Source organism: Parasphingorhabdus flavimaris (assembly GCF_013371215.1).
Classification (GTDB): Bacteria; Pseudomonadota; Alphaproteobacteria; order Sphingomonadales; family Sphingomonadaceae; genus Parasphingorhabdus; species Parasphingorhabdus flavimaris.
Genome location: NZ_JABWMH010000002.1, coordinates 303529 through 326262, shown reverse-complemented (window position 1 = coordinate 326262; position 22734 = coordinate 303529). Strand labels below are relative to the sequence as shown.

Genomic DNA, 22734 nt, shown 5'->3' with positions numbered 1-22734 from the left:
CCGTCGACCTGCATGGCATCAATATCCTCCCTGTTGCGCAGCAATGGGGAGGGGAACCGCGCGAAGCGTGGTCGAGGGGCAAATCCCACAGAGGGCAGCCTGCGTGGCCGCCCCTCCGTCAGTCCGGTGGACTGCCACCTCCCCGTGCTTCGCACGGAGAGGAAAATATGGAGCGCTCATCACCATTCCCCCCGGTAATCGTGGTTTTCCTTGACCATTGCCTGCAGGTTCGTCGGACCGCCCTCGGCCTCGCTGGTCTTGCGGCCGATTTGCGAGCCGACCTTGATGTCCTTGCCCGCGGCCAGATCCTCGAGGATCCGGGTCATGATGTCATAATCGAGATCTTCGTAATTATCGTCGTTGATCTGGACCATCGGCGCGTTGGAGCAATTGCCCATGCACTCGACCTCGGTCAGCGTGAACAGGCCGTCGGGCGTGGTCTTGCCCTTGTTGAGCCCCTTGTTCTTGCACGCCGCCATCACATCGTCGCTGCCGCGCAACATGCACGGTGTGGTACCGCAGACCTGGACATGGAACTGCCCGACCGGCGCGAGATTATACATGGTGTAGAAGGTCGCGACCTCATAGGCCCGCATATAAGGCATATCGAGATAGGCGGCGACATATTCGATCACCGGCACCGGCAGCCAGCCTTGTGTTTTGGTGTCCGCACCGACCTGCCGCTGGGCCAGGTCGAGCAAAGCCATGACCGCCGATTTCTGGCGGCCAGCGGGATATTTCGCGATCTGCCATTTCGCCAGCTTCTCGTTCGCAGGCGTAAATGCAAAATCGCCCCATTTGGCGCGGGTTTCGATTTCGTCGGGGATGGTTGGTGCTTCAGCCATTATCGGTCACATTCTCCAAATACGACATCAATCGCGCCCAATATGGCAGTCGCGTCCGGCAGCATATGGCCTTTGCACATGAAGTCCATTGCCTGCAAATGCGAGAAGGCGGTCGGCCGGATCTTGCAGCGATAGGGCTTGTTGGTGCCGTCGCTGACCAGATAGACGCCGAATTCGCCCTTCGGGCTTTCGGTGGCGACATAGACTTCACCGGCGGGAACGTGAAAGCCCTCGGTGTACAGTTTGAAATGATGGATCAAGGCTTCCATCGACTGCTTCATCTCGGCCCGCTTCGGCGGGACGATCTTGCGGTCGGTTGAAGCAACGGGACCATCGGGCATTTCATTGAGGCACTGGCGCATGATCCGCGCGCTCTGGCGGACTTCCTCGACCCGGACCATGAACCGGTCATAGCAGTCGCCCCTGGTGCCGACCGGCACTTCAAAGTCCATGCGGTCGTAGACGTCATAAGGCTGCGACTTGCGCAGGTCCCAGGCGACACCGCTGCCGCGCAAGACCGGGCCGGAAAAGCCCCAGCGGATCGCATCATCCTGCGACACGGTGGCGATATCGACATTGCGCTGCTTGAAGATGCGGTTGTCGACGACAAGGCTCATCGCATCCTCGAAAAAGGACGGAAACTCGTCGAGCCAGTCGGCCATATCGGTGAGCAGCTTGAGCGGCACGTCCTGATGGACGCCGCCGGGCCGGAACCAGGCGCTGTGCATGCGGGCGCCGCTGGCGCGTTCGAAAAATTCCAGGCACTGCTCGCGAATTTCGAACACCCAGATATTCGGGGTCATCGCACCAACATCCATGACATGGGCGCCGATGTTGAGCATGTGATTGCAGATACGGGTCAGTTCGGCGAACAATACCCGCAGATACTGACCGCGAAGAGGAACTTCGAGATCGAGCAATTTCTCGATCGCCAGCACATAGCTATGTTCCATCGCCAGTGGCGAGCAATAGTCGAGCCGGTCAAAATAGGGCAAAGCCTGCAAATAGGTCTTGTGCTCGATCAGCTTCTCGGTGCCGCGGTGCAGCAGACCGATATGCGGATCGACGCGTTCGACGACCTCGCCGTCCAGCTCCATCACCATCCGCAACACGCCATGGGCGGCGGGATGCTGGGGACCGAAGTTGATCGTGAAATTCTGGATTTCCAGATCGCCAACCGTCGGGTCGGTGTCGTCCGCGAGATGATCCATTTCGTCGAGATAGTCAGCCATCAGATGCCCACCTTTCCGTTCGCCTCGAGCGAAGTCGAGAAGCCGTCAAACAGAGTTTCACTCTCCCGTTCGCTTCGAGCGAAGTCGAGAAGCCGGTTGTGGTGGATAGAGGTGTCTCGACTACGCTCGACACGAACGGTAGTGTTGCCAGCCATCACTTGCCCTCCCCCTTCTTCTGCGTGCCGGACTTGGTCCGCTTCGGAGCAGGCTTCTTCGCCGCCGCTTCCTTGCGCTTCGATGGCTTGGCCGCTTCTTCATTGGCCTTGTCGCCAGCGCCGGTATCTTTCTTGTCGTCGGTAGTCTTCGGCGTGGGAGGTGGCGTTTCGCCGCCCACTTTCTCGTCACCCGGCAGGATATAATCCGCGCCTTCCCACGGCGACATGAAGTCGAAGCTGCGGAAATCCTGGGCGAGCTTTACCGGTTCGTAAACCACGCGCTTGGCTTCCTCGGAATAGCGCATCTCGACATAGCCGGTCAGCGGGAAATCCTTGCGGAACGGGTGCCCCTGAAAACCATAGTCGGTCAGGATGCGGCGCAAGTCGGTATTGCCGTCGAACAAGACGCCATACATGTCGAACACTTCGCGCTCGAGCCAGCCGGCGACTTCCCAGATATGGGTGACGCTTGGCACCGCATTGTCCTCATCGGTCGAAACCTTGACCCGGATGCGGTGGTTCTTGGTCAGGCTGAGCAGATGATAGCAGACCTCGAACCGTTCCGGGCGGTCCGGATAGTCGACGCCGGCGATTTCCATCAGCTGCTGATATTCATGCTTGTCGCGCAGCTTTTCCAGCACCGTGGCCAGCTTGCTGCGCTCGACGGTAAAGCTGATTTCGCCATAAGCCTCGACGGTGTCGAGCAAGGCAGCGCCGATCGCCTTGCCGAGCTTCGCCGCAACGCCGGTGTTGCTGGATATTACAGGTGCGGAATGGGCCATCAGATCGCTCCCCTGCCGTTCGTGCTAAGCTTGTCGCAGCACGACTTCGCAAAACCCTTCGACAGGCTCAGGGCGAACGGATTTATCGAATAGACCATATTCACCGTTCAAACGTCCCGATGCGGCGGATCTTCCGCTGCAATTGCATCACGCCGTAGAGCAAGGCTTCCGCAGTCGGAGGGCATCCCGGCACGTAAATGTCGACCGGAACGATCCGGTCACAGCCGCGAACCACCGAATAGCTGTAATGATAATAGCCGCCGCCATTGGCGCAACTGCCCATCGAGATGACATATTTCGGATCGGACATCTGGTCATAGACCTTGCGCAGCGCCGGTGCCATCTTGTTGCACAGGGTTCCGGCGACAATCATAACGTCGGACTGGCGCGGACTGGCGCGCGGCGCAGCGCCGAAACGCTCCATGTCGTAGCGCGGCATGTTGACGTGGATCATCTCGACCGCGCAGCAGGCGAGACCAAAGGTCATCCACCAGAGCGAACCGGTGCGCGCCCATTGAAACAGTTCCTCGGTCGAAGTGACAAGGAAGCCCTTGTCATTCACTTCCGAATTCAGGTCCTTGAAAAATCCCTCGTCGGGATCGGTATTCGGACGCATTGGCGTGCCATCGGCGTTCAGAATCGCCGAACCCGTGGTGTTGGCCTCTAATCCCACTCCAGCGCTCCTATTTTCCAAGCATAAATATAACCGATGATCAGCTCCGCGAAGAATACCATCATCGTCGCCCACCCCGTCCAGCCGGTCAGATCGAGCGACACCGCCCACGGAAACAGAAACGCCGCTTCGAGGTCGAAAATGATGAACAGGATCGCGACGAGATAGAAGCGCACATCGAACTGGCTGCGCGAATCTTCAAAGGCGGGAAAGCCGCATTCATATTCCGAGAGCTTCTCGGCACTGGGGTTATGGGTTCCGGTCAATCGCGAGACGCCCATGGGCAGAAACACGAACGCTGTCGACAAGCCGACGGCTACGAACAGGAACAACAAAATTGGCGCATATTCGGAAAGATCGACCACAGATGACTCGTTTCGCTAATATTCGGGCTGCTTTTAGGCAGTGGTGCCCCATGCCGCAAGGTCGAAATGGCTTAAATTTGCGGCCATTTGCGAGCCGTTCGCACTTACAGCAGCGACTTTGCCAATATCCGGTGCAGCTTGCTGTGCAGCGCTTCATTGGATGCCAATATCTCGCCCTGACCGATCGGCTGATCGCCGCCGGTATAGTCGGTGACAAAACCACCGGCTTCGCGGACCATCAAAATGCCCGCAGCCACGTCCCAGACTTTCAGCCCGGCTTCCCAGAAGCCGTCATAGCGGCCCGCCGCGAGCCAGGCGAGATCAAGCGCTGCCGAACCGTTGCGCCGGATGCCGGCGACTTGCGGTGCCACCGCACCAAAAATCCGCGCCCATTCGCCAAGATCGCCATGTCCCTTGAACGGGATACCGGTTGCAATCACCGCTTCCGACAGATCGCGCCGGGCCGACACGCGCAAGCGTTTCTCGCCGAGCCATGCGCCCTTGTCCATTTCTGCCCACCATGTGAGATCGGTCAGCGGCTCGTAGATCAGTCCGCTGGTAATCTTGCCCCAGCCGCGACCGTCGAGCGACGGTTCCTGCACCGCGATGGAGATCGCGAAATGCGGAATGCCGTGGAGGAAATTGGTCGTGCCGTCGAGCGGATCGATGATCCAGCGCGGCTTGCCTTCTTCGCCCGGGATCATGCCGCCCTCTTCGAGGACAAAGCCCCAGCCGGGCCGAACCTTCAACAGCTCGTCATAGAGAATCCGCTCGGCGCGCATATCCGCCTTGGATACAAAGTCGGCCGGGCCTTTTTTCGATACCTGGAGATGCTCGACTTCGCCAAAGTCCCGGCGCAGGCGCGATCCCGCCTTGCGCGCGGCGCGCTCCATGACGGTGATAAGGGCGGAATGTGATGGCATTGAATTATCTCCCCCCTCCTGCTTACGGGAGGGGCTGTGGGTGGGTCTATCTATATTTCAAAGAACGGGCGAGCAACATGGTCATGCCCGCCCATAGCCCTTCCCGCGAACGGGAAGGAAATTATTGTCAGGAAACCTTGCCGACATATTCGCGGGCATAGACGTCGACGATGATCCGGGTTCCGGCCGAAATGAACGGCGGCACCATGACGCGGACGCCATTGTCGAGAACAGCAGGCTTGTAGCTGGAAGAAGCGGTCTGCCCCTTTACCACTGCGTCGGCTTCGACGATTTCCGCTTCAATCTGGTCGGGCAGCTGCACCGAGATCGGCTTTTCCTCATAGAGTTCCAGCTGGACATCCATGCCATCCTGCAAGAAGGCTACGGCGTCGCCAAGCAAGTCGGCGGGCAATGTCAGCTGCTCGTAATTTTCCTTGTCCATGAAGGTCAGCATGTCGCCATCGGCGAACAGATATTGAAAGGTCTTGGTATCAAGCCGGACCTTCTCGACCGTATCCGCGCTGCGGAAACGGACGTTGGTCTTGCGGCCGTCGATGAGATTTTTCATCTCGACCTGCATATAGGCGCCGCCCTTGCCCGGCTGGGTATGCTGAATCTTGGCAACCTTCCACAGGCCGCCTTCATATTCCAAAATATTGCCCGGACGGATATCCACACCGCTGATTTTCATCGCTTGTCTCGCTCGATCGATTGTTTGATTGATCGGCGCTGTAATCTGCTGGCCGATAATAGGCAAGCCTGGTGACACCGAAAGACGTTCGGGACAGCGTGTATGATTGGGCACAAGTCTTTTTCATACAATACGCAGGATCGCCGGACCGGTACAACCGGATCATGGCTCAGATAGACATCATTGATGCGCGACAGGACAGCAAGGAAACGATCCCGTCCCCGAAATGCCCGCTCGCCGCGGGACTGTTCGGCTATTCTATTGCGGAAGGCCAGATGCGCTCGTTCAAGCCGACGGAAGGCTATTTACGCGATATCGAACAAATGCCCAGCTTCTCGCCACCATCGGTGACCAATTTCGTGGCCCAATATCTGTCATCGAATATCGGCCGGACGTTCAGCTCCTCGTAGGAGCGGCTAGCTTTTTTCCAGAATCTCGTTGAAACTGCGCACCGCGTGGGCCGGACCTTTCGGATCGTTCCACACCCCTCCGCACACGGCGAGAAAATCAGCGCCCGCTTCGACCAGCGGCGGGCAGTTTTCCGGCGTGATTCCGCCGATCGCCACGCAGGGGATTTCCATCATCGCTGACCACCATTGCAATATGTCGAGCCCCGGCGTGTGGACGGTTTCTTTGGTCTGGGTCGGAAAGAAAGCGCCAAAAGCCACGTAATTGGCTCCGCCCTCGCCCGCTTCCATCGCAAGATGGCGGCTGTCGTGACAGGTGATGCCGATCTGGACATCGAGTCCCAGTTCGGCGCGGGCATTTTTCAGATTCTCGTCACTCTGCCCCAGATGCACGCCGTCGGCGCCCAGCTGCCTGGCCAGAGCAATATCATCGTTGACGACGAAGGCGACATCATGCTCGTCGCACAAGGCCTTCAGCGGAGCTGCAAGCCGGGCGGCTTCCTGCTGCGCGAGATCCTTGACCCGGAACTGAAACGCGGCAACCGGCCCCGCCTCCAGCGCTGCTTTCAGCTGTTGCGGAAAATCGCCGCCGGTTTCGAGCGGCGAGATCAGATAGAGTTGGCAGTCTGGATCAATCATGTTCGTTCACTCTTCCCGGACAACGGCCATCAGGAAACCATCCCATTTCTTGGCGCCGACGGTCTGTATAGCCGTGGCGTCGAGTTTCGGGTGGTTTTTCAGCATTTCATAAAGCTTGCGGGTGCCGGGGACTTTCGGGTCCTCGCTTTGCGGGTCGACCACGCGGCCTTCGCGGACGACATTATCGAAGATCAGCAAAGCGCCCGGTCGCGACAATTTCAGGGCATAGTCGAGATAGGCAGCATAATTCTCCTTGTCGGCATCGACAAAGACAAGATCGAACGGAACCCTGCCCTGCTCCAGCAAGCCCTGCAACGTGCTAGTCGCGTCACCGACGAGTATCTCGACCCTGTCTCCCTGCCCTGCATTGTCGATATTCCGGCGGGCGACTGCGGCATAGCCCGGCTCCAGCTCAAGCGTGAGCAGCTTGCCGCTGTCGCCAAGCCCCCGCGCCAGACAAATTGCCGAAAACCCGCCCAACGTCCCGATCTCGAGAATATTCTGCGCCCTGTTAGCGCGGACCAGCAATTCGAGCATGCGTCCCTGGGCTATCGAAACATCAATCGGCGGCAAGCCTGCATCGCTATTGGCGGCCAGACAGGCATCAAGCGCCATATCCTCGCCGATCAGATGCTCGGCGATATAATCGTCGACATCGGACCAGCTTGGATTTGCGCTCTGCAAGATGGATTCCCTGTTTCTGGTGTTCTAGGCGATCGAAGCCCGGTAGATCTTGTCGATCGCGCTCCCCAGTACCGCGTCAAATTCCTCGTCGCTTTGCGAAACGCGCAAATCCTGAAGCAATCCACGGCTGAAGCTCGCGATCATGCCCTCATTCTTCGTCAGTTCCTCGCAGGCGTCGTCGGTCGAATATCCGCCGGACAGCGCCACCAGACGCACGACCCTGGGATGGTCGATCAGCGATTTGTAGAGATTGGCCTCGACCGGAATCGACAATTTCAGCATCACCCGCTGGTCATCCGCCAGAGCATCGAGTTGCTTGGTCAGTTCGCCGAGCAATAACTTGTCGCATTCGGCGCGCTCTTCGCTCTTGATATTCACTTCCGGCTCGATGATCGGCACCAGCCCGTGGCCCAATATCTGTTTGCCGAATTCGAATTGCTGCGCGACATTGGCGGCGATGCCCTTCGCATTGGCCTTGTTGATGACCGACCGCATCTTGGTGCCGAAAATGCCCTTGTCGGCAGCCTTCTTGCACTGATCATCGAGATCCGGAATCGGCTTCATCAGCTGGACGCCATTTTCTTCATCGGCGAGTCCCTTGTCGACTTTCAGGAACGGCACGACGCCGCGATCCCACAAGGCTTCCGGAACGGGTTTGCCGTCCGCTTCGCCGTTCATGGTTTTCTCGAACAGGATCGCGCCGATGATCTTGCCGCTGCCAAAGCTTGGTGCGGTGATGATGCGGCTGCGCATCTTGTGGATCAGTCCGAACATTTCGTCATCATTGGAAAACGCATCTTCGCCAATGCCATAGCCGGCCAGTGCCTTTGGCGTAGAGCCACCGCTCTGGTCCAGCGCGGCGATAAAGCCCTGACCATTTTCAATTTTCTTCATCATTTCGCTATTCGCCATTTTTCGATTCCCATTATATTTTTAATCGGACTGCTTCAGTGCTTCGACGCCGGGCAAGACCTTGCCCTCCATCCATTCGAGAAACGCACCGCCCGCAGTCGATACAAAGCTAAATTCATCCGCAACGCCCGCCTGGTTAAGCGCAGCGACGGTATCGCCGCCACCCGCAACCGAGAGCAATTGCCCTTCCTTGGTCAGGGCCGCCGCTGTTCTGGCCAGGGCTATTGTCGCGACATCGAACGGCGGCGTTTCAAACGCGCCGAGCGGGCCGTTCCAGACCAGGGTCCTGCAGGTCTTGAGCACGTCGGACAGAGCTTCGACCGCGGCCGGACCGATGTCGAGGATCATTTCGTCGGCTGCAACCTCGTGCACGTTTACGGTGCGGGTCGGCGGGTTGGCCCGGAATTCCTTTGCCACCACCACATCATAAGGCAGGTGCACGGTGCAATCGGCCTTGTCAGCCGCCGCCAATATCTCGTTGGCGACGTCGGCCAGATCATGTTCGCACAGGGATTTGCCGACATCTACGCCGCGCGCGGCGAGAAAGGTATTGGCCATGCCGCCACCGATGATCAGATGATCGACTTTCTCGACCATCTGCCGCAGCACGTCGAGCTTGCTCGACACTTTCGCCCCGCCGACAACCGCAGCAACCGGATGTTCCGGATTGCCCAGCGCCTTGTCGAGCGCGGTCAGCTCGCGTTCCATCGAACGACCGGCATAAGACGGCAGATGATGCGCGATGCCCTCGGTGGTGACATGGGCGCGATGCGCTGCCGAAAAGGCGTCGTTGACGTAGAAGTCGCCGAAGGAGGCAATCGCCCTAGCCATGCCGGCGTCGTTTTTCTCTTCACCCGCAGCAAAGCGGCTGTTTTCGATCACGGTAATACTGCCATCGGGCAGGGCTGCTATCGCGTCCGCATCGGGCTGTTGCATGAAACCGACGTCCCGGCCAAGAACCGCAGCCAATGGGGCGACGACCGGCTCCAGCGAATATTCCGGCTTATATTCGCCCTTGGGACGACCGAAATGGGCGAGCAACAGCAGCTTTGCGCCCTTGTCCGCCAATTCCGTGACTGTCGGCACCAAAGCCTGCAGCCGCATATCGTCGGTCACCTTGCCGTCCGCCATCGGGACGTTCAGGTCGACGCGGACGAGGCCGCGTTTTCCCTGAACATTCCCGATATCATCCAGTGTTTTAAAGTCTTTAGAAGACATTATTGAGAGCCTTTATGATTTAGATCAGGCCTGCCATGACCTTGGCGGTATCGATCATGCGGTTGGAGAAGCCCCATTCATTATCATACCAGCTGACGACGCGGACGAGCTTGCCGTCCATCACCGTCGTTTCGAGACTGTCGACCGAGCTGCTTGCCGGCTGATGGTTGAAGTCGCTGGAAACCAGCGGCTTGTTCTCAAAAACCAAAACACCCTTCATAGGGCCGTCTGCCGCAGCTTTCAGCGCTCCGTTGATTTCCTCGACGGTGGTGTCGCGGCCCGGCGTGAACACCAGATCTACCAGGCTGACATTGGGGGTCGGGACGCGGATCGACGAGCCGTCGAGCTTGCCGTTCAGTTCCGGCAGCACCAGACCGACGGCGCGGGCTGCACCGGTGGTGGTCGGGATCATGTTGACCGCACCGGCACGGGCGCGGCGCATGTCGCTGTGAATCTGGTCGAGCATCCGCTGGTCGTTGGTGTAGCTGTGGATCGTGGTCATGAAGCCGCGTTCGATGCCAACGGCATCGTTGAGCACCTTGGCCACAGGTGCCAGGCAGTTTGTGGTACAAGATGCATTGGAAACAATGACATCCGATGACGTCAGGACGTCGTGATTGACGCCGAAGACAACCGTTTTCAGGTCACCCTTGGCCGGTGCCGAGATCAGGACGCGTTTGGCGCCCGCGTCGATATGTGGTTGCGCAGCATCCTTGGACTGGAAGAAACCGGTGCATTCCAGCACGATGTCGACGCCCATCGCGGCATGCGGCAGATCGCCGGGATTGCGCTCCGAGGTAACAGCGATTTTCTGGCCATTGACCATGATATGGTCGCCGTGAGCGGTGACTTCGCCAGGGAAGCGGCCGTGCACACTGTCATAGGCGAAAAGCAGCGCATTGGATTCGGCATCCGCGAGATCGTTGATCGCAACCAGTTCAAGGCCATCATCATCGCGTTCCAAAATTGCGCGGGCGACCAGACGGCCGATCCGGCCAAATCCGTTAATTGCTACTTTCGTCATCTATATTGCTCCTTTGAATTCAAATTTACTGCGAAATTCAACCAATTTTCTTCAATATCTGCGGGGTGATCGCATCCACGGTCAGGCCGAAATGGGCGAAAAGATCGTCGATCGGGGCCGATGCTCCGAAACTATCGATACCGAAGCGCAGTCCGTCCAGTCCGGTATAGCGCTCCCAGCCATAAGTCGTGCCGGCTTCGATTGAAACCCGCAAAACTCCGGAGCCGCCGAGCAGATCGCTGCGATAGGCATCGTCTTGTCCGTCGAACAATTCGGCGCAAGGCATAGAGACGACATCCGCGCCGACACCGGCAGCCTCCAGCTTGGCCGCAACGTCCATCGCCAGCGACACTTCAGAACCCGTGGCAACTAGCACCACGCGTTTGTCGGCCTCGGCAGCCTTCAGACGATAAGCGCCTTTTTCACAGCGATTTACGCTGACGTCATCGCGCAGTGGCGGAAGCCCCTGACGGGTCAGGGCGAGCGTAGAAGGCCCGTCAGCCCGCTTGATTGCAAGCGCCCAGCACTCGGCTGTCTCGATTGCATCGGCGGGCCGAAAGACATGCATATTGGGCATCAGGCGCAAGCTCTGGACATGTTCGATCGGCTGATGGGTGGGACCATCTTCGCCCAGACCGATGCTGTCATGAGTCATGACATAGATGGCCCGTGTGTTCTGGATCGCGGACAGCCGCATCGCGCCGCGGCAATAATCGGTAAAGACCAGGAATGTGCCGCCATAAGGGATGATCCCGCCATGCAGCGCCATCCCGTTCATCGCCGCCGCCATGCCGAACTCGCGGATACCATAATAGATATAGCGCCCAGAATAATCGTCTTTTGTCAGAGGCGTGGTGGAAGGAGTTTTTGTATTGTTTGAGCCCGTAAGATCGGCGCTACCACCGATCATTTCCGGCAAGGCGGCGGTAATCGCGCCCAAGGCCACTTCCGAGGATTTGCGCGTCGCCCAATTCGGCGGATATTTCGCGAGACCGGCGAGATAATCCTGCATCGCGCTGCCGTCCGGCAACTCGCCGGCCATGCGCCGTGTGAATTCCGCGGCCTGGGCATGTCCGTTCAACCGGCCTTCCCAATCGCTCCGCGCAGCAGCGCCTTTCGCCCCCAACTGACGCCACGACGTCAGTATATCTTCCGGAATAATAAAGGGTTTATGTTCCCAGCCGAGAGCATCACGGGTTCCGGCAATCTCTTCGTCGCCGAGCGGAGCGCCATGGGTTGCCGAGGTGCCCTGCTTGGTCGGGGCGCCATAGCCAATAACCGTCTTGCAGGCGATCAGCGACGGCCGTGGATCGGCTTCCGCCTCGCCGAGCGCCTTGCGGATATCGTCAAAATCATGGCCATCGCAGGAAACGACATGCCAGCCGGATGCGCGATAGCGCGCCGGAATATCTTCGCTGGTCGATAATTCCGTTCCACCATCGATAGTTATGCCATTATCATCCCAAAGGACATTAAGTCTTCCGAGTCCAAGATGCCCGGCCAGGCCAACCGCTTCATGGTTGATCCCTTCCATCAGGCAGCCGTCACCGGCGATGACCCAGGTCTTGTGATCCACCAGATCATTGTCGAACACCGCATTGAGATGGCGTTCCGCAATCGCCATGCCGACGGCGGTGGCAAAGCCCTGCCCCAGCGGGCCGGTCGTCGTCTCGACGCCTTCCAGCTTGAAATTTTCCGGATGGCCGGCACAGGGCGAGCTGAGCTGGCGGAAATTCTTGATATCCTCGAGCGTCGGCCGCGCGTAGCCGGTCAGGTGGAGCAGCGAATAGATCAGCATCGAGCCATGGCCCGCGGATAGTACAAACCGGTCGCGATCCGCCCATTTCGGCGCCTGCGGGTCATATTTAAGAAAATCACTGAACAGCACGGTGGCGACATCCGCCATACCCATGGGCATACCGGGATGGCCGCTATTAGCCGCTTGCACCGCATCCATGGCGAGCGCTCTTATGGCGTTTGCCATGTTTTTTTCGGTAACGGTCATAGCTGGTATAATCCCCTGGATTGGCGCGTGTGTGAGTGCAGCGAGATGCTGCGAGTCGCTATTTTGCCTCTTCCTTTGATGATCGAACAGGGCCCCGTCAAGGACCGCTTTTCCCGATCTTGTGTTTACGGCGAAGGAATAGATTGATAGCAAGGAAAGACAGAAACTTACCTGTTGGAAGCAAGCTTTGGAAAATGCTCATGGACAATGAACCGGTCATCCTCGCTATCGGACGGATTGAACGCGCGCTCAGCCGGATAGAATCGGCGAAAAGCGCCTTGATCACGGAAATCGATCCGGCGCTGGAAGAGCGCCACGAAACGCTGAAATCCGAAATGAGACAGGCGATCCAGACGATAGATGGATTGATCGGGCGACAGGAAAACTGATATGGCACAAATGAAGCTGGAAATTGGCGGCCGGTCGTTCACCGTAACCTGTCAGGACGGAGAAGAAGATCATCTGTCCAAGCTCGCCGACATGGTCGATGGAAAAGCCCGGGAATTCGGCGATACTGCCGGTTTGACCGAGAGCCGCATGCTTCTCTATTCCGCGCTGCAGTTGGCTGATGAACTGTATAATGCGCAGGCCGCCCCCGCCCCAGCCGCGACATCCGGCGACACCTCACCACCGGGCGGCCGGGATAACCAGATCGTCGCCGCACTGGAGAAACTGGCCGATCGCACCGAGCAACTGGCAAATAGCCTTGAGTAACGCCCCTATCGCGCCTAGATAAGTCCTGACGGGTACTGTCCGGCACGAGCCTGATACGAACATCCCTGAGGCGATATAACTTCCTAGGGAGCTGTCCCTGTACGGATTGCGGACTGTTTTGCAGTCGGGTCCGATGCATATGGCGCCCACCTGACGTAATAGGCGTCAGAGGATTTTCCGGCAAACGACCACGATGGTCCCGTCACCTTTCCAAAGAAAGTATATTCTTTTGAATACCTTAAAAGAGAAAAAGAAGATACTGCGCGAAGAATATAGAAGACGTCGAGAGGCGTTTGTCGGCCAGCTGGATGTTGCCAGCCGGAACCTTTCCTTCCGCCGCCCTCCCTCACCGCTCGCCCGCCTGATCGAACAGAGCCAGACCGTCGCGCTCTATCGCCATGTCGGATCCGAAGCGCCCACCGCACGGATGATCGAATATCTCACGGAAATCGGCGTCAGCATCGCATTACCGAGGATAACAGCCGATGCCGGGCTCGAATTCCGGCTGGTGTCGAGCACGGACGTGCTGGTGACGGGATTCAAGGACATCCCCGAACCCGACGAAAGCTGCGCCCTCGCGGAGCCGGACCTGATCATCGCACCACTGGTGGCCTTTGACCGTTCCCTTCACAGACTCGGGCAAGGCGGTGGCCATTATGACCGGAGCTTTGCCAGATATCCCGATGCCCCCCGCATCGGCCTTGCCTGGTCGGTTCAGGAAGCGGATGAAATACCGACCGAAGCACATGATGTGCCTTTGCATATGATTGTGACGGAATGTGAAATAATCGAGTGACTTAGGATGACGTCATGACAGCAAAATTCGACAAGGATACGCAGGATCGGCCGAGCTTGCGCAAGCCTGCGGGCATAATCTTGATGCTATTGGTGATTCTTCTGTGGTGCGGCATCGCGGTGACCCTGATCGACTATCTCGACGGGTTGAGCTTCTGGCTGCAACTGCCAGCCTATATCATTTTGGGGGTTGGGTGGATTTTTCCGATCCGTCCCTTGCTGACCTGGATGAGTCGCTGATCCGTCAGAACGAGGCTTGGGGGGCTTTGCGCCATTTCCCTCGAAACAAGGGAAATGGCGCGAGTGACGAGACTTGAACTCGCGACCTCCGGCGTGACAGGCCGGCGCTCTAACCAACTGAGCTACACCCGCTTATGTGCCTCTATAGGCGGTGGAGCAGCGCAAGTATAAGAGCGCTGCATCCCTGTCAACAACACTCTTTCGAATAATTCAGATTATTATCATCATCGCACGATTTGCCATCGCTTTTGACGCACTTCTGCCATGACGCCTGCAGCCGGCCGGCCCGTTGGCAAGCCACGACCGATCTGCCGACGATAGCAGCTTGTTACACGATATTACGCTTAACAAGTGGTTTAATCCCACGAAACGACTTCTTAATTAACCAAAATTTTTGGCTGATATGTGCGGTTTTTGACGGTGAAAAAGGCATGACGTCATTGTGCGCCCGTTTACGAAATATTTTCCTTTATTCGTCATATACATCGCATGAACAGTCCAGAAACACAGACTTGCGAACATGCACCGCGTCCACTTGCGGCCATCTCCATCGGCCGACGCTGGTCGATGGCGCTAGGCGCTGCAGCTCTCTTCATGACGTCAACATCTGCCCTTGCGGCGGGCACGGTTGCCGGCACGGATATCATCAACGTCGCGCAAGCCACGTATGACGGGCCTCCCGGCGACCCTCCAGTCACGATCGATTCGAACACCGTCACGATCAAGGTCGACGAATTGCTCGATGTCACGGTCGTGTCCAGCGATCCTGGCGACGTCGCGACGTCACCGGGAGCCACCGCACAGGTCACAACCTATCAGGTCACCAACACCGGCAACGGTTCCGAGGCTTTCACCCTGTCTGCGGATACGACAAAGCCCGGCGACGAATTTGATACGACATTCGAACAGATCATTCTCGATACCAATGGCAACGGCATTTACGATCCGGGCGTCGACACGATATATACGCCGGGCACCAATGATCCGGTGCTGGCACCTGATGAAAGCGTCACCGTCTTCATCCTTTCCACTATTCCGGCCGCCGCCAGCGACGGTGATCGCGCCGAAATCGAACTTTCTGCGGTAGCCAATACCGGCAGCGGCACCCCCGGCGACATATTCGCAGGGCAAGGCGACGGCGGCGGCGATGCGGTGGTCGGTTCAACCGGGGCCAGCGATGAAGACAGCGGTTTCTTCGTGATACAGTCCGCAGAAGTCACCCTGGTAAAAAGCGCAACCATCCTCGATCCGTTCGGCGGAACGACCGCGGTACCGGGTTCGGTCATTTCATACCAGCTCGTCACAACCGTTGCCGGCAGCGGCAGCATGACCAATCTGGCGATCTCCGACGATATCCCGGCCGACACCACATATATTGCCGAGAGCATCACCCTCGAGGGCGCCGCGCAGACCGATAATGCGGGCGACGCCGACGCCGGCTCTTTCGATGGCAGCGCGATCGCCGTGGCCCTGGGCACGGTTCCGGGCGGACAGACGCGCACCATCACATTTCAAGTAATCATCGACTGAACATTAACGGGGGGACCAGACCATGTTGAAAAGACTTTTTGTCGCAATGACGCTTCTGCTGCCGGGCACCGCCATGGCGGCCAATAATGTCAGCCTGTCGAGTGACGTGTTCATCGAACGCAAGGTGGCAAAGCCCAACGGCACCACCGCTGTGGTTCTCGAGCAGCCAAAAACAGTCATTCCCGGCGACAATCTCGTATTCGTCGTCAAATATAAGAATGTCGGCAGCGCGCCGGCATCGGATTTCTCTGTCACCAACCCGCTTCCAAAGGCGGTGGCGTTCAATGGAACGTCCGATGGCACCGAAATTGTCTCCGTTGACGGAGGCAAAACATGGGGGCCGCTATCGGTCCTTACCTACCCGAGCGCGAATGGCGAAGTCCGCCCCGCGCTCATGACCGATGTGACTCATGTAAAATGGAAATTCAGTCGCTCCCTTTCGGCAGGATCGGAGGGGAAATTGGTTTTTCGTGGCACTGTGAAGTGACCAAAAACCGTACCGGATCGCCGCGGGGTTAGGCGATCCAAAAAAGAGTAAACAGGAGACAGTTATGACCAGTAAACTGAAACTTCTCGTTGCTACAAGTGCCCTTTCTGTGACGGCGCTGGGTGTAAACCCGGCGTTTGCCGCAGATTTGGGTACCGATGCCGGCACGAGTATTACCAACAACGTTAGCGTAGCCTTCAATGTGGGGGGGACCGCGCAGACCGCAGAAACCGACAGCGACACATTTGTCGTCGACAGGGAAGTAAATCTTGTTGTGACCAAAAGCGACGCGGTGAACACCTCCGTTGCCCCGGGTTCAACACAACAAGCCGTGACCTACACGGTTAGCAACCAGACCAATGACACGATCGACGTGTTGCTGACTTCCGAGCAGCTCGGCGGAGACGATTTCAACGTCACCGGCGCTGTCACTTACTATCTCGACGATGGCGACGGGGTCTATGACGCCGGCGATACGCTGATAACATTCGTCAACGATCTTGCAGAAGACGAAACGGTGACCGTTCACGCGGTCGCCAATATCCCGGCTACGGTTGTAACCGGCGATGTTGCCGATCTTGTACTGATCGGTCAGGCCGCTGATTCGACAACCGGCGTGGCCTTTGTCAACAACGCGGGCGATGCGGATGATGCCGCCGTTGTCCAAAACGTCTTTGCCGACGGCGCTGGTACAGCAACCGGTGATGTCGCAGGCGACGGTTATCACAGTGATACAGACACTTATGAAGTGGCTGCCGCTGACATTACGGTTACCAAGACCAGCAACGTGCTGTGGGATCCGATCAACGGAAGCACCAATCCGAAAGCCATTCCTGGCGCGGTTGTGGAATATTGTATCGCCGTAGCCAACGCTTCCGGCGGTGCCGCAGCAACCAGCGTTGCCATTTCGGATACGATCCCTGCCAATCTGACCTATTACAGCTCGCTGGTCACAGGACCTGCCACTGTTCCGGCGGTCATTGGCGTCGTAACCGAAGGTACCGTAACCGGAGCCGTCTGCAATCTTGATGGCGGTGGCACCGGTACGGAATCGGGCGGAGCCGTGTCCGGCAATCTCGGCACAGTGGCTTCGGGCGACACAGAGACCCTGATCTTCCGCGTCACGGTCGACTAGAGGACTTGAAAGCTGTTGGCAAACCGGCGATATTTGCCGGTTTGCCGCCGCTTTTTGTCATTTTCTGTGGGTCTGCTCCCCAACTTTCTTAGGCCAATCGGCCTGGCATTTGCTGCAAGCGCATTAACCGCGCCTGCCTCTATGGCACTCGCGCAACCCGAGTTTGCCGAGGAACAGCCGCAAACCCATAATCTTCCGCTGATCACCAATATTGCCCAGGCAGAATGGGATATTGGTGGCCAGAGGCTGCGGAAACCGTCCAACCGGATCGATATCCAGGTTGTTCCGCCGCCCGATATACCGCCCGAAATCACGATTTTTCACCTATCCGACCCGCCAGGGGCCGAAAAGCTTCCCATCCTGGGCACGACGTGCCGTGGTTCAGGCGGCAATGTCATGGTCGAGCTCGGCGGCGTATTCTCCGGCACGCCCAATCCCGCTCCGGTCATGCCGACCGACAGCATCAGGGCCGGCGAGCCGCTGATCATGTCGATTCTTGCTCCCGGCAGGAACCGGAATCCGCTGGCGATCGACAATTTCGACATCGTCCTGACGATGCCCAGCGGTGACCGGGAGCAGATCAACATCGTCGAAACCGCGCCCGATAGCGGGCGGTTTGTCGGCATGATCAATACTGCGGCTGTGCCGCCCGCCCCTGTGCAGGGCGATTGCATATTGTCGGTCAGACGCGGCGACACTGTCGACATCACGATCTATGAAGTCGGCGGAGCCCCTCTCGGTACCGCGAATGTCGGGATCCTCGTGGACCCGTTCGGCGAGACCTTCGACAGCGGCGACGGCGCCCCGGTTTCCGGTACACGCGTGACCCTGATCGACGACGCGACCGGCCTGCCGGCAGAAGTGTTCGGTGATGATGGCGTTTCAAGCTATCCAAGCACGGTGATCTCGGGCGGAACCGTTACCGATAGCGGTGGCAACGTTTATGACTTCACCGACGGCTTTTATCGTTTCCCGTTCGCCAGACAGGGGCGTTACCGCCTGCTCATCGAGCCGCCACAGCCCTATAGCGCGCCGTCAGCGGCGACGCCCGCGCAACTGGCCGACTTCCGGCGGACAGACGGCCTTCCGTTCACCATTGTCGACGGGTCCTATGGCGGAATTATCGTCCTGGAGAATCCGGCCCCGGTGCGCGTGGATGTGCCGCTCGACCGGCCCGGGACGCCTCTGGTGCTCACCAAGGCGGCTTCGGTTGCGCTAGCCGCTCCGGGAGACGCCATTCAATATCGGATCACGGTGCAGAACACCGATCCGCTTCGAAACACCGGCCAGATTACGGTTTCGGATCAATTACCCGGCGCGATGCGCCTGAAAACCGGCACCGTCCGCTACAATGGTAACCTGGTCACGCCCAATATCGAGCCCAATGGCCAGGATTTCAGCGTCGAGGTCCCGCCCCTGCTTGCTGGCGGAAGCGGATTGCTGACCTATATCGCGGAAGTGCGCCAGGATGCGCAGCCCGGAGACGCGCTCAACCTCGCTTCGGCCCGCGATGATCGCGGCGCATCCAGCGCGACCATCGACGCTCTGGTGACCATCGAACGCGACGGGATTTCCGAACGATTCACGATTATCGGCCGGATTACCGACGGCGGCTGCAATGTCGACCCGCGGGAAGCCGCAGGAATCGCGGGTGTTCGCGTGATGCTGCAGGACGGCACCTACACGGTCACCGATCGCGACGGCCGCTATCATTTCGAGGGCCGGCGCCCCGGTCTGCACGTGGTCCAGATCGACCCTTCGACCTTCCCCGCCGATCTCGCGCCGGTAGATTGTGGACAAAATACACGGACCGCCGGCAGCAATATTTCCCGCTTCGTCGAAGGCCGCGGCGGCGCGCTGAAACGCGCGGATTTCCGGGCCCACAAGGTTGCTCCGAGAGAGTTGCGCGAGCAGAATATCTACCAGAAACCCGACGTCCTGTCGGATCCGGAAGCCGCCGGAGCGGGCCGCGACTGGGTATCGAATCAGGAACCCGGCATCGCATGGCTGTTCCCCGAAGAGGACCATAACCCGCGCGTCAAAGCGCTGCGCGTCGCGATCAAGCATCACGCCGGGCAGAGCGTCGAATTGACGATCAACGGCAAAGCGGTCAACCCGCTGGCCTTTGACGGGACCAAGAAAAGCGCCAATGGCAAAATACGGGTCAGCACGTGGCGCGGTATCGAAATCGACGACCGGACCAATGTCTTCGTCGCACGGGTTGTCGATCGCAGCGGCAAGCTGGTGCAGGAACTCGAACGGAAAGTGCACTATGCCGGCAGCCCGCTACACGCGGAATTGCTCAAGGACCGTTCGATCCTGATCGCCGACGGCGTAACCCGTCCGGTGATCGCAGTGCGGCTCACGGACCGTGCTGGCAAGCCTGCCCGCAACGGCATGGTCGGCGACTTCAGCGTCCCGGCCCCTTATGCACCGGCGATTGAAATCGATGCCCAGCAAGCCAACCAGCTCGCCGGCCTCGAACGGGGCGCGCCGGTATGGCGGGTCGAGGGCGAGGATGGCATTGCCTATATCGAGCTGGCACCGACAACCGCTTCCGGATCGCTGAGCATATCCTTTCCCTTCCGCGATGGCGAAGTAGAACGTTCGCAGCGCGTTGAAACCTGGCTTGATCCGGGCGACCGCCCGTGGACCGTGGTCGGCTTTGCCGCCGGTACGCTCGGCTTCAACACGCTGGACGAACGGCTGGAAGACCTCGTCGAAGATGATGACAATCTCAACGTCGACGGGCGCATCGCGCTTTACGCCAAGGGCCGCGTGACCGGAAAATGGCTGATGACCCTCGCCTATGACAGCGACAAGGAAGAAGATGAAACCCGCTTCCAGGGCGTGATCGATCCGCGCCGCTATTATACGGTTTACGCAGACCGTAGCGAGCAGCGCTATGATGCAGCCTCGGTACGCCGCCTCTATCTCAAGCTGGAACGTCCGCAGTTTTACGCGCTTTTCGGCGACTATGAAACGGGCATCAACGAACCAGAACTGGCCCGTTACCAGCGCGCCTTCAACGGCATCAAGGCGGAATATAAAAATGACCAGGTGCATCTCAACGCCTTTGGCGCGGATTCGCCCAACCGTTTCCGCCGCGAGGAAATCCAGGGCAATGGCCTTTCGGGTCCCTATGCCCTCGCCACCCGCGACATCCTCGCCAACAGCGAACGGATCACGCTGGAAACCCGCGACCGCTTCCGCTCCGACCGGATCGTCGAACAGCGCGAGCTGACCCGGCATATCGATTATGATATCGATTATCTGGCCGGCACGTTGCGCTTCCGCGAACCGATCCTGAGCCGCAGCAGTGGCCTCGACCCGCAATTCATCATCGCCGAATATGAAGTGCTCGGCATTGGCGACCGCAATATCAACGTCGGCGGCCGTGCCACCTATCAGACCAGCGACGAGAAGCTTAAAATCGGCGCGACGGCGGTTCATGACGAGAATGAAAGCGTCAAGACCGACTTGCTCGGCGTCGATGTCCGCTATCGCCCCGACCTCAAAACCGAAATCCGCGCGGAACTCGCGGTGACCGACAATGAAGCAAAAACCGCCGCGGCAAACGGAAATGGACGTGCGGCAACCGCGTGGCTGGTCGAAGCAGAGCATCACGGTTCGAAATTTGACATTCTCGCCTATGTCCGTCGTCAGGCGACCGGCTATGGTCTGGGCCAGCTCAATGCGGCCGAGACCGGCACCCGGAAATTCGGTATCGACGCACGGCTAAGGGTTCGCGAGAATCTGTCCCTGGCAGTCACCAGCTATCAGGAAAATTTCCTGACATCGGGCGCTCGCCGCCGGGCCGGGACTGCCGAGCTCGAATATCGCGCCAAGGACACCTCGTTCCGCGCCGGTATCGTCTATGCCAATGACCGGCTGTCCGACGGCACGGTCAACGAGTCCAGGCTCGTCCGGCTGGGCGCGACCCAGCGGCTGTTCGACGGCAAGCTGGAACTGGATGCCCAGACCGAATTTGCCCTGGGTGGCCAGGATGAAAGCATCGACTTCCCTGCCCGGCACAGCTTCTCGGCGCGCTATGCGGTTACCAAGGACATCAAGGTCATCGGCACCTACGAGATTGCCGACGGCGAGAATGTCGATGCCCGGACCGCCCGGATCGGCGTCGACGTGTCACCGTGGGATGGCGCACGCATCGTCAGCAGCATGAACCAGCAGGAAATCACCGAATTTGGCCCTCGCACCTTTGCCGCTTACGGCCTGACCCAGAGCATTCCGCTGGACGACAAGTGGACGATCGATTTCTCGCTCGACGGCAATGAAACCCTCGGCGGATTTGATCGCGGCGATGTCATCAACGAACAGCAGCCGGTCGCTTCGGGCGGCTTTCTGGGCAATGATACGACACTGACCGAAGACTTTTTGGCACTGACTGCGGGCTTCACCTATCGCACCGATGACTGGAGCTGGAATGGCCGCGCCGAATATCGCGACGGCGACGTCACCGAACGTTATGGATTTACCACCGCGGCTCTCAAGCAGATTGGCGAAGGCAGCGCCGTGGGCGCGCTGGCGAGTGTCTTTGTTGCCAAAGACAACACGGGAATCAGCACACGGGTCCTCGAAGCCGAAGCCAGCTGGGCGCATCGTCCGGCCGACAGCCAGTGGTCGTGGCTCGAAAAGCTGGAATTCCGCGAGGATCGCGTCCGCAACGCCGTCGCCGGTGCATCCGCCCCGATCGGCGGAGCGCCTCTGCTGGTCGATGGCAATGTCACTTCCCGTCGTATTATCAATAGCTTGAGCGTAAATTACACGCCTATTGATGCCGATGACGGTATCTTCACCGAAGCGGGCGAATATGGTTTCTTCTGGGGCAGCCGCTATGTTTTCGATCGCTTCGGACCGGATGATGTCGAAGGCTGGAGCAATGTCGTCGGTGCCGATATCAAGTTCGACCTTTCCGACACGATCGATGTCGGCGGCCAGGCCACCGCGCGGATCGGCAATGACTTTGACAGCATCGCCTATTCCGGCGGACCGAGCGTCGGGATCACCCCGTTCAAGAACGGCTATATCTCGGTCGGCTATAATGTCGTCGGCTTTGCCGATCGCGACTTTGAAGAAAGCCGCTATACAAGAGACGGGCCGTTCATCACCTTCCGCCTGAAATTCGATCAGGAAACGCTCGGAAGTCTGGGGCTATAAGGGCCTAAGGTGTTCCGCCCCCCTTCTCCCGTGAGGGAGAAGGATGCGAAGACTTGGCAGCTTGTTTGCCTAGTCGCAGCTGGATGAGGGCGTTCTGCGC

The 22734-nt window shown here is 58.7% G+C and carries 22 protein-coding genes and 1 tRNA gene; 9 read left to right on the top strand and 14 right to left on the bottom strand.

The genetic code is table 11. The annotated features are described in order from the left end of the window. Positions 1–179 precede the first annotated feature (179 nt). The 7 genes from HUO14_RS06305 to efp all read right to left on the bottom strand — a co-directional run bounded on the left by HUO14_RS06305 (position 180) and on the right by efp (position 5666). Positions 180–845 carry a complex I 24 kDa subunit family protein gene (locus tag HUO14_RS06305; RefSeq protein ID WP_176279031.1) on the bottom strand — a complete coding sequence of 222 codons (666 nt, stop codon included), beginning with the start codon at positions 843–845 and terminating at the stop codon, positions 180–182. After that, positions 845–2077: an NADH-quinone oxidoreductase subunit D gene (locus HUO14_RS06300; protein WP_176279030.1), complete on the bottom strand. Its 1233-nt coding sequence runs from the start codon at positions 2075–2077 to the stop codon at positions 845–847. Before HUO14_RS06300 ends, HUO14_RS06305 begins: the two co-directional genes overlap by 1 nt. Before the next feature lie 154 nt (positions 2078–2231). Further along, entirely contained in the window at positions 2232–3014 is a 783-nt protein-coding gene (locus HUO14_RS06295; RefSeq protein WP_176279029.1) for an NADH-quinone oxidoreductase subunit C, read from the bottom strand. 100 nt (positions 3015–3114) lie between these two features. After that, on the bottom strand, positions 3115–3630 hold the full coding sequence (locus HUO14_RS06290; protein ID WP_176279511.1) for a NuoB/complex I 20 kDa subunit family protein: 516 nt from the start codon (positions 3628–3630) through the stop codon (positions 3115–3117). 47 nt (positions 3631–3677) lie between these two features. After that, positions 3678–4052: an NADH-quinone oxidoreductase subunit A gene (gene ndhC / locus HUO14_RS06285; RefSeq protein WP_176279028.1), complete on the bottom strand. Its 375-nt coding sequence runs from the start codon at positions 4050–4052 to the stop codon at positions 3678–3680. A gap of 104 nt (positions 4053–4156) precedes the next feature. Further along, the gene (locus HUO14_RS06280; protein ID WP_176279027.1) at positions 4157–4975 is read right to left on the bottom strand and encodes an inositol monophosphatase family protein; all 819 of its coding nucleotides are present in this window, start codon (positions 4973–4975) and stop codon (positions 4157–4159) included. A gap of 127 nt (positions 4976–5102) precedes the next feature. Continuing rightward, positions 5103–5666, bottom strand: coding sequence for an elongation factor P (efp, locus tag HUO14_RS06275; RefSeq protein ID WP_176279026.1), 564 nt, complete (start codon positions 5664–5666; stop codon positions 5103–5105). A 164-nt stretch (positions 5667–5830) separates the two neighbouring features. Between efp and HUO14_RS06270 the strand changes: the two genes are divergently transcribed. Further along, the gene (locus HUO14_RS06270; protein WP_176279025.1) at positions 5831–6076 is read left to right on the top strand and encodes a hypothetical protein; all 246 of its coding nucleotides are present in this window, start codon (positions 5831–5833) and stop codon (positions 6074–6076) included. Positions 6077–6082: 6 nt separating this feature from the next. Here the strand turns inward: HUO14_RS06270 and thiE are convergent, their stop codons facing one another. From thiE to tkt, 6 genes are read right to left on the bottom strand one after another with little or no spacing between them, the layout of a single operon-like run. Beyond that, positions 6083–6712 (bottom strand): thiamine phosphate synthase, encoded by a 630-nt coding sequence (thiE, locus tag HUO14_RS06265; RefSeq protein ID WP_176279024.1) that lies wholly within the window; start codon positions 6710–6712, stop codon positions 6083–6085. 6 nt (positions 6713–6718) lie between these two features. Next, positions 6719–7396, bottom strand: coding sequence for an O-methyltransferase (locus HUO14_RS06260; protein ID WP_246255346.1), 678 nt, complete (start codon positions 7394–7396; stop codon positions 6719–6721). A 24-nt stretch (positions 7397–7420) separates the two neighbouring features. Further along, positions 7421–8308 carry a fructose bisphosphate aldolase gene (locus HUO14_RS06255; RefSeq protein ID WP_176279023.1) on the bottom strand — a complete coding sequence of 296 codons (888 nt, stop codon included), beginning with the start codon at positions 8306–8308 and terminating at the stop codon, positions 7421–7423. Positions 8309–8329: 21 nt separating this feature from the next. Then, on the bottom strand, positions 8330–9526 hold the full coding sequence (locus HUO14_RS06250) for a phosphoglycerate kinase (protein WP_176279022.1): 1197 nt from the start codon (positions 9524–9526) through the stop codon (positions 8330–8332). A gap of 19 nt (positions 9527–9545) precedes the next feature. After that, positions 9546–10550 carry a type I glyceraldehyde-3-phosphate dehydrogenase gene (gene gap / locus HUO14_RS06245; protein WP_176279021.1) on the bottom strand — a complete coding sequence of 335 codons (1005 nt, stop codon included), beginning with the start codon at positions 10548–10550 and terminating at the stop codon, positions 9546–9548. Between the two features lie 37 nt (positions 10551–10587). Beyond that, positions 10588–12555 carry a transketolase gene (tkt, locus tag HUO14_RS06240; protein WP_176279020.1) on the bottom strand — a complete coding sequence of 656 codons (1968 nt, stop codon included), beginning with the start codon at positions 12553–12555 and terminating at the stop codon, positions 10588–10590. Between the two features lie 200 nt (positions 12556–12755). Here tkt and HUO14_RS06235 point away from each other — a divergent pair, with 200 nt between their 5' ends. The 4 genes from HUO14_RS06235 to HUO14_RS06220 all read left to right on the top strand — a co-directional run bounded on the left by HUO14_RS06235 (position 12756) and on the right by HUO14_RS06220 (position 14304). Next, positions 12756–12944: a hypothetical protein gene (locus tag HUO14_RS06235; RefSeq protein WP_176279019.1), complete on the top strand. Its 189-nt coding sequence runs from the start codon at positions 12756–12758 to the stop codon at positions 12942–12944. A gap of 1 nt (position 12945) precedes the next feature. Beyond that, positions 12946–13269, top strand: a complete 324-nt coding sequence (locus HUO14_RS06230; RefSeq protein ID WP_176279018.1) for a cell division protein ZapA — start codon at positions 12946–12948, stop codon at positions 13267–13269. 229 nt (positions 13270–13498) lie between these two features. Next, a complete protein-coding gene (locus tag HUO14_RS06225) occupies positions 13499–14065 on the top strand; it encodes a 5-formyltetrahydrofolate cyclo-ligase (RefSeq protein WP_176279017.1) in 567 nt (188 codons plus the stop codon). A 14-nt stretch (positions 14066–14079) separates the two neighbouring features. Next, positions 14080–14304, top strand: a complete 225-nt coding sequence (locus HUO14_RS06220) for a DUF2842 domain-containing protein (RefSeq protein ID WP_176279016.1) — start codon at positions 14080–14082, stop codon at positions 14302–14304. Between the two features lie 55 nt (positions 14305–14359). Here the strand turns inward: HUO14_RS06220 and HUO14_RS06215 are convergent. Further along, a tRNA-Asp gene (locus HUO14_RS06215) sits at positions 14360–14436 on the bottom strand. A gap of 462 nt (positions 14437–14898) precedes the next feature. Between HUO14_RS06215 and HUO14_RS06210 the strand changes: the two genes are divergently transcribed. From HUO14_RS06210 to HUO14_RS06195, 4 genes are all read left to right on the top strand, one after another. After that, on the top strand, positions 14899–15834 hold the full coding sequence (locus HUO14_RS06210; protein ID WP_176279015.1) for a hypothetical protein: 936 nt from the start codon (positions 14899–14901) through the stop codon (positions 15832–15834). Between the two features lie 22 nt (positions 15835–15856). After that, positions 15857–16321 (top strand): DUF11 domain-containing protein, encoded by a 465-nt coding sequence (locus tag HUO14_RS06205; RefSeq protein WP_176279014.1) that lies wholly within the window; start codon positions 15857–15859, stop codon positions 16319–16321. 64 nt (positions 16322–16385) lie between these two features. After that, positions 16386–17456 carry a DUF11 domain-containing protein gene (locus HUO14_RS06200; protein WP_176279013.1) on the top strand — a complete coding sequence of 357 codons (1071 nt, stop codon included), beginning with the start codon at positions 16386–16388 and terminating at the stop codon, positions 17454–17456. Positions 17457–17597: 141 nt separating this feature from the next. Beyond that, positions 17598–22634, top strand: coding sequence for a DUF11 domain-containing protein (locus tag HUO14_RS06195; RefSeq protein ID WP_176279012.1), 5037 nt, complete (start codon positions 17598–17600; stop codon positions 22632–22634). Positions 22635–22734: the final 100 nt, after the last annotated feature.

What these genes read in the sequence shown, in the direction of transcription:
- HUO14_RS06280 (WP_176279027.1), bottom strand. Translation starts at nt 4,975, where the DNA reads ATGCCATCACATTCCGCCCTTATCACCGTCATGGAGCGCGCCGCGCGC.
- HUO14_RS06270 (WP_176279025.1), top strand. Translation starts at nt 5,831, where the DNA reads ATGGCTCAGATAGACATCATTGATGCGCGACAGGACAGCAAGGAAACG.
- HUO14_RS06205 (WP_176279014.1), top strand. Translation starts at nt 15,857, where the DNA reads ATGTTGAAAAGACTTTTTGTCGCAATGACGCTTCTGCTGCCGGGCACC.
- HUO14_RS06210 (WP_176279015.1), top strand. Translation starts at nt 14,899, where the DNA reads ATGACGTCAACATCTGCCCTTGCGGCGGGCACGGTTGCCGGCACGGAT.
- HUO14_RS06295 (WP_176279029.1), bottom strand. Translation starts at nt 3,014, where the DNA reads ATGGCCCATTCCGCACCTGTAATATCCAGCAACACCGGCGTTGCGGCG.
- tkt (WP_176279020.1), bottom strand. Translation starts at nt 12,555, where the DNA reads ATGACCGTTACCGAAAAAAACATGGCAAACGCCATAAGAGCGCTCGCC.
- HUO14_RS06300 (WP_176279030.1), bottom strand. Translation starts at nt 2,077, where the DNA reads ATGGCTGACTATCTCGACGAAATGGATCATCTCGCGGACGACACCGAC.
- efp (WP_176279026.1), bottom strand. Translation starts at nt 5,666, where the DNA reads ATGAAAATCAGCGGTGTGGATATCCGTCCGGGCAATATTTTGGAATAT.
- HUO14_RS06290 (WP_176279511.1), bottom strand. Translation starts at nt 3,630, where the DNA reads ATGCGTCCGAATACCGATCCCGACGAGGGATTTTTCAAGGACCTGAAT.
- HUO14_RS06255 (WP_176279023.1), bottom strand. Translation starts at nt 8,308, where the DNA reads ATGGCGAATAGCGAAATGATGAAGAAAATTGAAAATGGTCAGGGCTTT.
- gap (WP_176279021.1), bottom strand. Translation starts at nt 10,550, where the DNA reads ATGACGAAAGTAGCAATTAACGGATTTGGCCGGATCGGCCGTCTGGTC.
- HUO14_RS06220 (WP_176279016.1), top strand. Translation starts at nt 14,080, where the DNA reads ATGACAGCAAAATTCGACAAGGATACGCAGGATCGGCCGAGCTTGCGC.
- HUO14_RS06305 (WP_176279031.1), bottom strand. Translation starts at nt 845, where the DNA reads ATGGCTGAAGCACCAACCATCCCCGACGAAATCGAAACCCGCGCCAAA.
- thiE (WP_176279024.1), bottom strand. Translation starts at nt 6,712, where the DNA reads ATGATTGATCCAGACTGCCAACTCTATCTGATCTCGCCGCTCGAAACC.
- HUO14_RS06230 (WP_176279018.1), top strand. Translation starts at nt 12,946, where the DNA reads ATGGCACAAATGAAGCTGGAAATTGGCGGCCGGTCGTTCACCGTAACC.
- HUO14_RS06235 (WP_176279019.1), top strand. Translation starts at nt 12,756, where the DNA reads ATGGACAATGAACCGGTCATCCTCGCTATCGGACGGATTGAACGCGCG.
- HUO14_RS06195 (WP_176279012.1), top strand. Translation starts at nt 17,598, where the DNA reads ATGGCACTCGCGCAACCCGAGTTTGCCGAGGAACAGCCGCAAACCCAT.
- HUO14_RS06200 (WP_176279013.1), top strand. Translation starts at nt 16,386, where the DNA reads ATGACCAGTAAACTGAAACTTCTCGTTGCTACAAGTGCCCTTTCTGTG.
- HUO14_RS06250 (WP_176279022.1), bottom strand. Translation starts at nt 9,526, where the DNA reads ATGTCTTCTAAAGACTTTAAAACACTGGATGATATCGGGAATGTTCAG.